Source organism: Kitasatospora sp. NPDC054939, assembly GCF_053610105.1.
Genome location: NZ_JBSGXP010000222.1, coordinates 1 through 9,320, shown reverse-complemented (window position 1 = coordinate 9,320; position 9,320 = coordinate 1). Strand labels below are relative to the sequence as shown.

The following is a 9,320-nucleotide window of genomic DNA, read 5'->3' as shown; positions in this document are numbered from 1 at the left end:
TTCCTATATTATTTAATTTATCGAACAGAAATAGGACAAAAGGAGGATTTATTTTCTATGCCAAAAGAACTAGAAGAAAAAGAAGAAAAATCGTCTGCTGAAGAAACACCGAAAAAAGAGGAACAGGAGGACGCGCCAAAATGGGCAAAGAATCTGCTACAGGACATCCAAAACCTGATGGGAACAAAGGAACAGCCGCAGGGACAAGCACAGGAAATTCCAGTACCGGAACCGCCAAAAGTGGAGGAACCGGAGGAAGAGGAACAGCCAGCACCAAGCAAAGCGAAAACGCTCCTCGGGTGGTTATGGTAGATGTGCCGGGAAGTGACCAGGAGGAACAGCCGAAAAAGAAACGCGGTCGCCCTCCTGGTACTGGCACGAAAAAGAAAAGCGCAGCCAAGAAAAAGACGGCGGGCAATGTTGATTCATCCCAGCTGAAAATGCTGTTACTGACGACAAGCGCGATCGTGGCAGCACGACCTGGGATGGAAGACTTTGCATTAACCGCCGATGAAGCCGAACAGATATGTACGCCACTCGCAAACATCATGGCGAAGTCTGAAGGCGTGGCGGGTGTCGCCAGTGAGTATGCAGACCATATAGCGTTACTCATTGCGTGCTTTACGATCTTTATACCTAAATTCATTATGTGGAAATCCAAACAACCTAAAAAGAAAGAGGTACAGAAAAATGTCTTGCCAAAACGAGAACTACCAAAACAACCAACAGAACAACGAGGAAATGAAAGCGCGCCTGAAAGAACTAATCAAAAGCCTGCTGAACGATCTGGGGAACCCACTAGTAAGCAATTTGGCGGCTCCTTACATCAACTCATCCCTTTCGGAGGATATTGATGTCTTAAAATTCCTCAACCATTTAGAGGGGATGATCGACTATGTCCGGTATGGTGACGCTGAAGCAAGGTGACTTCTATTACAACATCCCCATGCATGAATACAGCCGTTATTGGTTTGAACACTTGGACATTATCGAACAGGGCGAGGAATTTTTAGTTGTGGAGAAAATCCCTTACGACAAAATCCCGAAACCGTCCATCATGGCTGCTATGAAAAGAGGTAAAGGCGTGAAGCGTGTTGTGAAAGCTTACAGCACGAAAGGAAGTGGAAAACATGCGAATGACAATTGGCGATGACGAACACGTTTTTATCTGTGGTCAAACCGGTACAGGTAAATCGGTTGTCGCTGAGGTATATCTCGCTGGGAAAGACCATGTGGTAAAGCTTGATACGAAAGGCGAAGTACACGAGCGCCGCAAGAAACGGCAGGAATTGTGGCATGGCTTGCAGGAAGGTAAGGACTTTACTGTGGTTCACCGATTGGAAGACGTGTCCGAGGTCGAGACGCCGAAAATTATCTATTGCCCGGTCGCTGAAGAATTAGAGCCGGAATATTACAACGCGCTCATGAGCTGGGTGTACAAGCGTGAAAATACGATTCTATGGATAGACGAATTAATGGAAGTCGCGCCAAGCGCCCATAACTACCCGAAAGAATTGAAAGCCTTATACACGCGCGGGCGTTCGAAAGAAGCAGTCGTTTGGGCTTGTACCCAGCGCCCAACAGACATTCCGGTCATTGCTATGGCCAACAGTTCACACTATTTCATTTTCACCATGCAAAACCCGGATGACCGTAAAAAGATTGTGAAAGCAACAGGGATGCCGCAATTTATGGAGCAACCCGGCGGGCACAATTTTTGGTATTGGAAAGTGGGTATGCAAAACCCGGTACTAGCAAAATTGAAGCTTTAAAGGAGGTGATGACTTGGAGACACGAAAATTTGCAGGTGTCGGGCTGAAGAACATGATTGTCATTGCGCTATTCACAATGATGGTCATTGTCGTAACAAAGGTTATTGTCACGAAGCATCCGGTTAACGGTGTGACGCAATTAGTAAACGCAGTATAAGGAGGAAAAAAGCATGAAGGTTAAATGGTTAGTTCATACGTTCATTACTGTATTTATCACGATGGTTTTCATGTGGATTATTAAGAAAGCTTCAGCAAAATATCATATCCCGGTTGTATCTACAATCGCGGCAGAAGTCTAAGGAGGAATTTTAATTTATGGCAACTCAACAGCAACTATCAGCACAGGCAAAGGCTCAACTATTCTCGCAGGCTACCCGCCAAACATGGCAGATGATGGGTACACAGACAGTGACAGAGGACGCACAAACGGTATCATTCAACCTACCGAAAGTACGCCTGCTATCACAAATTTTAGTTGAATTTGACGCGACTGTCTCTCTCAAATCGCAGAACGCGGCAATTCCAACTAAACCATTTTCACCATACCAGATTATCAGAAATATTGCACTGGAATTAAACAGTGGATTCCGTCCTTTTGTTGTGTCAGGCGAAGCCCTTCACCTATACAGCTTAAACCGATTGAATCCAGACGTTCTATTACCTGCATCAAGTCCGCGGGCGTTATCTTACATTGAAACAGCCGCGAGCACGTCAGGTAAAGACGCGCGTATTAAATTCCAAGTCGCGCTGCCATTAACTTTAAACCAACGTGACCCGGTCGGTCTTATCTTGCTACAAAACGAGGAGACAACCGTTTCCCTTCAGATTGATACAGCACGCGCGCAAGACGCGTATCAGTTGGCTACTGGAGACACCGTTACACTGAAGCAATTGAAAATCACGCCGACAATTGAAACGTTCTCCGTCCCTTCTGTACCACAAGCTATGCCGGATATTTCTGTCCTGAAGCTTGTAAACGAAAAAGGCGAACAGTTCACCGGGAACGGTCAAAATATCGTGAAGCTTCAGACAGGGACGATCTACCGTAAACTCATGTTTTACTTTACGGATGAGTCAGGCAACCCGCTGAAGGACAGCGACTTTGCGGGCAACTTGGAATTGGTATTTAACCAAGCCGACATCCCTTACAGCATTAAGCCGTCAGCACTTGCAGCCCGAAATCATTCGGACTTGGGTTATGTCTTACCGGATGGGGTTTATGTGTTTGACTTCTCTAACCAAGGCTTGCCAAACCTCGGCGGCTCTCGTGACTATATTGACACCGAACGTCTTACAGAGTTTTGGATTCGCTTCAATACTCAAAAAGGCGGGCGCGTGAAAATCGTTGCTGAAAAGCTTTCACGCTTGCATTAATACACGCGGGAGGGCTTTTCCCTCCTTTTCTTATTTGACTACTACGAAGGAGGATTTATATGAACGCACCATCACAAATGGGTCTAGGTGAAATGTTCTACCATGCCGCAGACTTATATCCAAACATGGGGTTTATGAGTACCCGAACGTCTACAGTTCCCGAAGCTGAAGATCAAATGTCTCTTGTCGATGATGAGGACACAGCAAAAGAGCATGACGTAAAGCAAGACCCTATTACATCAAAACAAATCTTGCTGGGGTTCGGCATTGTGTTCCTTGTCGTATTCCTATTCTCGGCAAGGGTGTAGGGGGTGTGACTTGTGGAGCAAATCTATTCAATCCTATTAAATAACGGAGCCATGGGCGTAATGCTCGCGTGGTTCATGTTCAAACAATCAAAGGATAACGAACAGACACGGGAAATTCTAACCGATCTGAAAATGGTTATTTCAAAAATCGGGGGTGCGTCAAGCAATGACTAAAATTCTTGTTCTCACCGTTATTATCATCGTGTTTTGGTTCTTCTTTATCTGCCGCAAAAAGAAGGGATAACACATGGAAAAAGGTCTTTTGTTTTTCACGCTGGCGCTCACAGCCATATGGATTATTCTTGATGACTTTTATGGCGGCAAACACCTGTCAAAGATGGCACAGAAAATGACGCCTGACATTTCTACACCGATGGACGTTGTAAAAGATGGTTGGGAATCTACAAAAGAAACCGTCGACGAAGCCGGAAAGACAGCGAAAAAGGCAGTTGAAAAAGCGACAGGATACGACACGTATAAAAAGTATCAAAAGATGAAGCCGGAGCAGAAAAAGAAAGTCAAAAAAGCCGCTAAAGACAGTTTCATAGATGGGTTTTGGAACGGTCTTAAACGCGGTTTTGGCTTGAAGTAAAGGGGTGATTCTATGCAAGAGTTTACAAAGTCTATGCGGTTTATTATCACCTTTCTCTTTTTCGTTATCCTGCTGGGTATGTTCACAAATGAAAAAATAACGTACACGTTCTTGGTACTTGTTCTCGCAAGTATGGCAGTCCTGAACGTTGACAAGGTAAAACAAATCATGGGAGGTCTTGTGGATGGTTAACAAGTTTTTTGACGTGATTGCGGGTATCGGGATTCTCATTGGTATTTATCTGTTCCTGAAAAATGCCAAGTCTACGACTTCCATTATCAGCACAATCGCGAGCAATTCAATTTCAGGCATCAAAGTATTACAAGGGAGGTAAGGCGGCATGATGGAAGGCTATCACCTTCAAAACCGGGTTCATGCGCTTCAGGAGCTTTCACGTCCAGTGGAGCTACCTGACGCGCAGCTAGGTATTGGAGACGCTGAAGAATTACGCCCAACACATGCCAACTTCATTTACCCGATGGTTCCGAAAGAAGCATTGATCGACAAAGTAACAAACATGAGTATTGAGAAAGCGACAGTCGATCTAAACGGAAATCAGGTAGATGAAGAAAACTTCCCTAAGAATCATTATTTCGGTGATCCGATAGGAGGCTTATATTGGTATGGCGGAATTTGAACAAGTCGGTCATGAATCCGGGGGTCATTCCCCGGGTAAAAAGAAATTCCAATTAAACAAAAAGAATATTGTCATTATCGGGTCGGTTGCAATTGGGGTCTTTCTATTAGTCTCCCTTGTGACGCGTGGGCGTCCTGCTGAGGAAGAACAGTACGTGACTTCTGAAGCATTAGAGGGTGATTACTTGGATGGCAATCCTATGAATTCAAGCTTGGTTCAGGCACAGCTACAAAACAATCAATCTCTCATTGAAGGTAGCGTTGATACAGCCTTAAACAACTTTGCAAATGAATTGGGGCAGAACCAAGAATCATTTAAGTCAGATGTAATCGACACCATTACCGATATTGGCAAGGAAAACAAAACGTATGTTGACCAAGTAAAGGACAGCATTTCAAAACAGCTTGCCGATCAAGCGAAGAAATACAGCAACTTGGAAACAGAAAATGACCAGCTTCATAAAGAACTGGAAAAGCTGAAGAACGCGAAACCGTCAACACCTGCCAAAACGACAACACCTGCTAAAAAACCGTCAACCCCGGCTAAAAAGCCATCGCCAGCGAAAAAACCGTCTACACCAAAATACAAAACGGTGACGGTGAAAAAAGGTGACACGTTGTCAGAATTGACGCAGAAATATGGTAAGGGTGGTACAAAAGCCGCGTATATGGAAACAGCCAAGTTTAACAAACTCAAAGACCCGAACAAAATTAAACCGGGTCAGAAAATCAAAATCCTGACAAAGTAGGTGGAAGTATGGGCGTAAATATAAAGCCGTTTATCAAAGACGCGCAAGCCATACAGAAAGAAACTGGCATCCCTGCATCCATCATACTGGGTCAAATCATGTTAGAATCAGGCGGTTCAAACCCGGGCGGATTGTCCGGGCTTGCCTACTACTCTAAGAACCTATTTGGAATAAAGGGAAGAGGTACAGCAGGAAGTGCCACGATGGGTACGACCGAAGTATATAACGGTAAGACCTATCACGTGAAGGATGGCTTTGCAAAGTACAACAGCTATCAAGATTCCATACGCGCCCACGCGGAACTATTATCCAAGCCGCGTTATGCGTCAAAGCTGAAGAACGCAAAAAGCGTTGAGGACTATGCGAAGGGAATCAAAGCTGGAGGGTATGCAACAGACCCTAACTATGTAAATAAGCTTCTCGGCATTATCAGCAGTAACAACCTTCACCAGTACGATGATAAGGACATTACATTCAAAGGAACGTCAGGAGCCGGGGCGACAGGTGGGGATTCTTCATCTTCAGGCACTGACGACAAATCATATTTATCAAATATCATGTTCGGCGTGTTCAGATGGTCTCTTATTCTCGGGCTTGCTATCATTGCAATCGTGTTCTTTATGAAAGCCTTCCCAGCAGTCGGAGACGTTGCGAAAGGTACAGCATCCACCGCAATGGATTTTGTTCCGGGTGGTCGTGCTGTCAAATCTGTTTCTAAGGGAGCCAAAGCCATTAAGAAAGGACGCAGCGCGTCAAACCACATCAAGAAAGCCGCTACAATAGCAAAAGGAGTGAACAAGAATGCCGGAACTAGTCAAACAGCCGGGGGATGACCATAAAAAGAGTACATGGCGTGAACAGACCGTCACCATGCTACCGGGCGACATTACAACGGTTTATTTTGACGACACAAAGCCGAACCATTCAGCCATAACAAATAACACAAGTCAGATCGTGTACGTACACGAGCGCCCGAGCGTGTCGCCTAACAATTATCTTTTAGCCGTAGCGCCGGGGTCAACAAAGCTTTTGGCGCGACCGCTCGGCTATCACACAATCTACCTTGACGCCGCGATCGTGCAGCCCGAAAAAGTCCGGGTCGAATCTTGGATTGAGAAATTTACAGCGTCATCTATACCACAGTCCATTGACACCGTTCAGCTTGGGCAGATGACAGGAACCGTAGATATATCAGCGTTACCGCCGCTTGCGGCAGGCGACAAGCATATTGGGAGTGTTGAGATAGATAAGCCTGTCACACTCGGCGGGTCTTCTATCCCGGCGACACAACCTGTACCAACTCGGGAAGCCGGAATGAATGACTTTAGGGTTGGTGGGGTGAGTGTAGGCGTCACGCCTGTAATGGCAAAGTCAGGTTCTAGCAAACTGACAAACCGCCGAGAGTTGACGATCTACCCGCCTAACTCGGGTGTCATTTATTGGGGTAAGCAGGGTGTCGAGACGACTACAGGTGCGCCGCTCACGTCTAACGACAGCCCGCTAACATTTAAGGTTCATAGCCAAAGCCCTGACGTGTACCTAGTCGCTGATACTGAGACAGTCGTCACAATCGTGGAGGTGTCCTAATTGATTGAACTCGGGTCAAGGCGGACGCCGCCCTATGATGATACAGGCGTCAAAACAAGTATTTCAGATTTAAAAGACAAGATGGCAAAGCTTCAGGACACCGTTGACCATATGGACGTGTCAGATGAGATAAAGAACGATATTCTGACGCTTCAGCAAAAAGTCCAAGCGTTAGAGGATACCGCGGACGGTGGGTCAACTGGTGCAACTGACCAACAAATTCAAAGTATGAAGGCTGACGTTGATTCATTCGGCCGAGTCTTGGACGCTCATGTAAAGGACACGACCAAACACGTATCGTCTGAAGACCGTACCAAGTGGGACGGTATGAGTGACAGGGTGACGACATCAGAAACAAACCTGAAGAACCATATCGCAAATGCTAAACCTCACGTCTCGGATTCTGAACGTTTGAAATGGAATCAAGCTGCTACGGATGCGACACAGCTGCAAAAGGATTTACAGACAACGAATCTATCGCTTCAGGATGTTATCGGGGTTCAAAACTTCTCACAGAAATATGCATTAACGGATGCTGAAGGAATGCGGAAACGGTTGGCTTCAGCTGACAGCATATTCACCGCACCACCCGGTTTTTATTATGGGACAGGATGGAATCAACTACCGTTACCGGGTGACGCTTCTTGGTACTATCTCGACATTCTACCAGCGCCAAACGGTCTGCGGAAATTGGTTCTGACACGTTCCTATGATAATACGTCATGGATTGGTGTTATACACACTGACAATGTATTCAGGGGTTGGCGACAGCTGTTTACACAAAATGATTTTATGGCGCTCACATGGTATAACCTTCCGTTATTGAATGGAGCAAAGGCGTCAGGAAGAACACCGCAGTATACCCGCTGGGGAAACATCCTCATGCTAAAAGGTGACGTGGCGTGTGACCTCGGCGTTGACTTTGCACAATTGCCCGCGTCATATTCACCGTCAGACAAAAAGGCGGTCATGGCAACAGCATACGGAACGACAGGCTTCACAAAATTTTATATCAACACTGACGGTAAACTGGCGTTTGTCGGCTTTTCAGGAAACAATCAGTCCGCCGTGTCCAGTTGGTCATTAGACGCGGCAGTGCCTTACTAGGAGGGTTGGAGCAATGGAAATGATACAAGTATTCGTATATGATTCGGATTTCATCTTCGACTATCCTGAAATTGTTCCGGCTGATTCCGTACCGGATAATGCGACAACCGTACAGCCGCCGGGATATTGGCGGGCGCAATTTCAGAAGGATAGAAAACTATGGATTGAATCCGCTTCAGACGAACAAATAAATGAAATGAGACAACAAATGAGGGAGAGTGTAAAAGAATGAGTTTCATGGAGAATGTTGCAAGTGAAGCACAAAAATTATACGGTGTAAGTCGAGTTTTACCTTCAGTTATCACAGCACAAGCCATACATGAGTCAAATTGGGGCAAATCCGGGCTTGCTACGCGTGCAAATAACCTGTTTGGTATAAAAGGTATCGGGAACGCTGGAACCGTTCATATGGGCACGTGGGAGGTTTTAAACGGGGTCGATAAAACAATCAAAGCAGGGTTCCGGGCGTATAAGTCTGTTCGCGATTCTATCATAGACCTTGTGAACCTCTATAACCGTCTTGACCGTTATAAGGCTGTTGTCGGGGAAACGAACTATGTACAAGCTTGTGCCGCCATCCAAAAGGGTGGATATGCGACAGACCCGAACTATGCGAAGAAGCTTATCGCCACAATCGAAGCCCACGGGCTGACGAAATACGATAAGGTCGGGAACAAAGCCGCAGTGAAGGCGAAACCTGCCAAGTCGTCCGGCTCGACATATACCGTTAAGGCGGGTGACACATTGACAGCAATTGCAAAGAAATATAATACGTCAGTGAAGGAGTTGGCGAAAGTGAACGGTATTAAAGATGTTAATATGATTCGTGTTGGTCAAGTCCTGAAGGTATCAGGAGCCGCACCATCCGGCGGTACATTCTACACCGTAAAGGCGGGCGACAACCTGACGAAAATTGGTAAGAAATTCGGTGTGTCCGTTAAGACATTGACCACAGTTAATCGTATCCCGGATGCGAATAAGATTTATGTCGGTCAACGGTTAAGGGTGAAATAATTTACAATATATACTAACATTTGTTAAAATTAAGTAGAATAGGAGCCGCGGAAGACTTCTATTCTATCTGTAACAATAGAGTCACGCCCGAGACACAACCCGCTGGAAAAATATCCGGCGGGATTTTTTATTATTGACAGTTCCCGGGTGACATGTTAATTAGCACAGAAATGTGGGATTG

13 protein-coding genes and 1 pseudogene are annotated in these 9,320 nt (G+C 45.7%); all 14 read left to right on the top strand.

The window, feature by feature from the left end; all coding sequences use genetic code 11:
• A pseudogene (locus tag ACWGB8_RS36555) lies at positions 1-312 on the top strand (hypothetical protein); the annotation flags it as partial.
• The gene (locus tag ACWGB8_RS36550; RefSeq protein WP_376642749.1) at positions 300-854 is read left to right on the top strand and encodes a hypothetical protein; all 555 of its coding nucleotides are present in this window, start codon (positions 300-302) and stop codon (positions 852-854) included. The pseudogene ACWGB8_RS36555 and the gene ACWGB8_RS36550, both read left to right, overlap by 13 nt.
• A gap of 50 nt (positions 855-904) precedes the next feature.
• On the top strand, positions 905-1,153 hold the full coding sequence (locus ACWGB8_RS36545) for a hypothetical protein (RefSeq protein ID WP_376642747.1): 249 nt from the start codon (positions 905-907) through the stop codon (positions 1,151-1,153).
• Entirely contained in the window at positions 1,131-1,772 is a 642-nt protein-coding gene (locus ACWGB8_RS36540) for a hypothetical protein (protein ID WP_376642745.1), read from the top strand. Before ACWGB8_RS36545 ends, ACWGB8_RS36540 begins: the two co-directional genes overlap by 23 nt.
• Before the next feature lie 315 nt (positions 1,773-2,087).
• Positions 2,088-3,146, top strand: coding sequence for a hypothetical protein (locus tag ACWGB8_RS36535; RefSeq protein ID WP_376642743.1), 1,059 nt, complete (start codon positions 2,088-2,090; stop codon positions 3,144-3,146).
• Between the two features lie 59 nt (positions 3,147-3,205).
• Positions 3,206-3,454 (top strand): hypothetical protein, encoded by a 249-nt coding sequence (locus ACWGB8_RS36530; RefSeq protein ID WP_080467411.1) that lies wholly within the window; start codon positions 3,206-3,208, stop codon positions 3,452-3,454.
• Positions 3,455-3,701: 247 nt separating this feature from the next.
• Complete coding sequence (locus ACWGB8_RS36525) at positions 3,702-4,046, top strand: hypothetical protein (RefSeq protein ID WP_376642741.1); 345 nt, start codon at positions 3,702-3,704, stop codon at positions 4,044-4,046.
• Positions 4,047-4,386: 340 nt separating this feature from the next.
• The gene (locus tag ACWGB8_RS36520) at positions 4,387-4,683 is read left to right on the top strand and encodes a hypothetical protein (RefSeq protein WP_063336321.1); all 297 of its coding nucleotides are present in this window, start codon (positions 4,387-4,389) and stop codon (positions 4,681-4,683) included.
• A complete protein-coding gene (locus ACWGB8_RS36515) occupies positions 4,670-5,431 on the top strand; it encodes a LysM peptidoglycan-binding domain-containing protein (protein ID WP_376642739.1) in 762 nt (253 codons plus the stop codon). Before ACWGB8_RS36520 ends, ACWGB8_RS36515 begins: the two co-directional genes overlap by 14 nt.
• An 8-nt stretch (positions 5,432-5,439) precedes the next feature.
• Positions 5,440-6,264 (top strand): glycoside hydrolase family 73 protein, encoded by an 825-nt coding sequence (locus tag ACWGB8_RS36510; RefSeq protein ID WP_376642737.1) that lies wholly within the window; start codon positions 5,440-5,442, stop codon positions 6,262-6,264.
• Entirely contained in the window at positions 6,233-7,018 is a 786-nt protein-coding gene (locus ACWGB8_RS36505) for a hypothetical protein (RefSeq protein ID WP_376642735.1), read from the top strand. The genes ACWGB8_RS36510 and ACWGB8_RS36505 overlap by 32 nt, the downstream gene beginning before the upstream one ends.
• A complete protein-coding gene (locus ACWGB8_RS36500; protein WP_376642734.1) occupies positions 7,019-8,125 on the top strand; it encodes a hypothetical protein in 1,107 nt (368 codons plus the stop codon).
• A 13-nt stretch (positions 8,126-8,138) separates the two neighbouring features.
• On the top strand, positions 8,139-8,357 hold the full coding sequence (locus tag ACWGB8_RS36495) for a hypothetical protein (RefSeq protein WP_376642732.1): 219 nt from the start codon (positions 8,139-8,141) through the stop codon (positions 8,355-8,357).
• A 5-nt stretch (positions 8,358-8,362) separates the two neighbouring features.
• Positions 8,363-9,139 (top strand): glucosaminidase domain-containing protein, encoded by a 777-nt coding sequence (locus tag ACWGB8_RS36490; RefSeq protein WP_376642730.1) that lies wholly within the window; start codon positions 8,363-8,365, stop codon positions 9,137-9,139.
• Positions 9,140-9,320: the final 181 nt, after the last annotated feature.